1 protein-coding gene is annotated in these 1,882 nt (G+C 73.9%); it reads right to left on the bottom strand.

Annotated elements, in window-relative coordinates:
* Positions 1 to 1,882, bottom strand: a 1,882-nt coding sequence (locus IF30_RS0140160) for an SDR family NAD(P)-dependent oxidoreductase (RefSeq protein WP_030248016.1), incomplete at both ends; no start/stop codon positions are given.

Here is a 1,882-nt window from a genome sequence, read left to right on the forward strand (position 1 = left end):
GACGAACGCCGTGACGTCGCGGTCCCGGGTGAGTTCGTGCAGGTGCCAGGCCGCGGTCGCCTTCGGCGCGAAGACGCGCTCCAGGTGTCCGCGGGTCTGGTTGCCGAGGACCGCGTCGTCGACGGAGCCCGCGCAGTGGACCACCGCGAGCGGCCGGTCGGCGGGTACCGCGGCCAGCACGGCGGCCAGGTCGGCCCGGTCGGTGACGTCGCAGACGACGGACGTGACGTGCGCCCCGGCCTCGGTCAGGTCGTCCAGCAACTCCGCCGGGACCGGACGCCGTGCGGCCAGGAGCAACTCGCCCGCGCCGTGCTCGACCACGAGGTGCCGGGCGACGAGACGGCCGAGCGCACCGGTGGCCCCGGTGATCAGCACGGTCGCGGACGACCAGTCCGGGCCCTCGGCACCGCTCGGGACGGCCCGCACCAGTCGCGGGACGTGGACTTCGCCGCTCCGGACCGCGATCTGGGTTTCACCCGCGGCCACGGCGGCCGCCACCGCGGGGCGCCAGTCCGAATCGAGGTCGTCGACGTCCACGAGTACGAAGCGGTCCGGATGCTCGGACTGGGCCGAGCGCGTCATCCCCCACAGCGCCGCGTTCGCCAGGGACAGGGCGGGGTCGGGCGCGGCGTCGGTGTCCAGCAGGCAGGAGCCGGTGGTGAGCACTGCCAGCCGGGCGTCCGCGGCCTGTTCGTCGCCCGCCCACTGCTGCAGGGCCGCGAGCGTCTGCGCGGCGGACTCGACGGCGTCGTCTCCCGCAGGGCGGGGCAGGTAGACGATCTCCGGCTCGGTGCCGAGTGCGGGCGGCGCCGATCGCACCCACGACGTCCGGAAGAGCGAGCGCGAGCCGTGCCCGGCGCCGTGCTGCAGCGGGCGGAGGGTGAGCCGGCCGATCTCGAGCACGGGGGCGCCCGATGCGTCGGCGATCAGCAACGACACCGCCTCGGGCGCGACGGGAGAGATCCGGATCCGCAGCTCCTTCGCGCTGACCGCGGGCACGGCCACGTTGTTCCAGGAGAACGGGACCAGCGGCGCGTCGCTGGTGACGCCGGACGGCGCGAGCCCCAGGGGATGAAGCGCGGCGTCCAGGAGCGCGGGGTGGATCGCGAAGCCGTCCGCGTCGGCGGCCTGGTCCGCGCCGAGGGCCACCTCGGCGAACAGGACGTCCTCCTGCACCCAGGCACGCCGCAGGCCCTGGAACGCCGGACCGTACTGCCGCTCGGAGCCCTCGGCGTAGCAGTGGTCGGCATCCAGAGCCGTGGCCGTGGCCGGCGGCCAGACGATCAGGTCGCCGTCGGTGGACGCGGGACGCGCGGCGACGAGTCGGCCCTCGGCGTGCTTGGTCCACGGCTCGTCGGGCGAGGCGTCAGAGGGGCGGCTGAAGACGCTCACCACCCGCCCGCCGGTGTCCGGCTCGTCCACCAGGACCTGGAGGTGGACACCGGTGTCCTCGGTGAGGACGAGCGGTGCGCCGAGGGTGAGTTCCGCGAGGAACGCGTGGTTGACGTGGCGCGCGGCCTGCATGGCGAGTTCCACGAACGCGGTTCCGGGCAGCAGGACGTCGCCGCGCACGGCGTGGTCGGCGAGCCAGGGGTGCTCCGTCAGCGACAGGCTCCCGGTGAGCAGGAACCGGTCGCCGTCCGCGAGCCCGACCGCGGTGTCGAGGAACGGGTGGTTCAAGGTGCCGGCCGGTGCCGCGGATTCGAGCCAGTAGCGGTGGTGTTGGAAGGGGTAGGTGGGGAGGGGGGTGGTGTGGGGTTTGGTGTGGGCGTAGTAGGCGTGCCAGTTGACGGGGGTGCCGTGGGTGGTGAGGTGGGCGAGGGTGGTGGTGATGGTGTGGGTTTCGGGTTGGTTTTTGTGGAGGCTGGTGAGGGCGTGGGTG

The sequence above is a fragment of the Streptomyces sp. NRRL S-350 genome (assembly GCF_000719705.1).
GTDB lineage: Bacteria > Actinomycetota > Actinomycetes > Streptomycetales > Streptomycetaceae > Kitasatospora.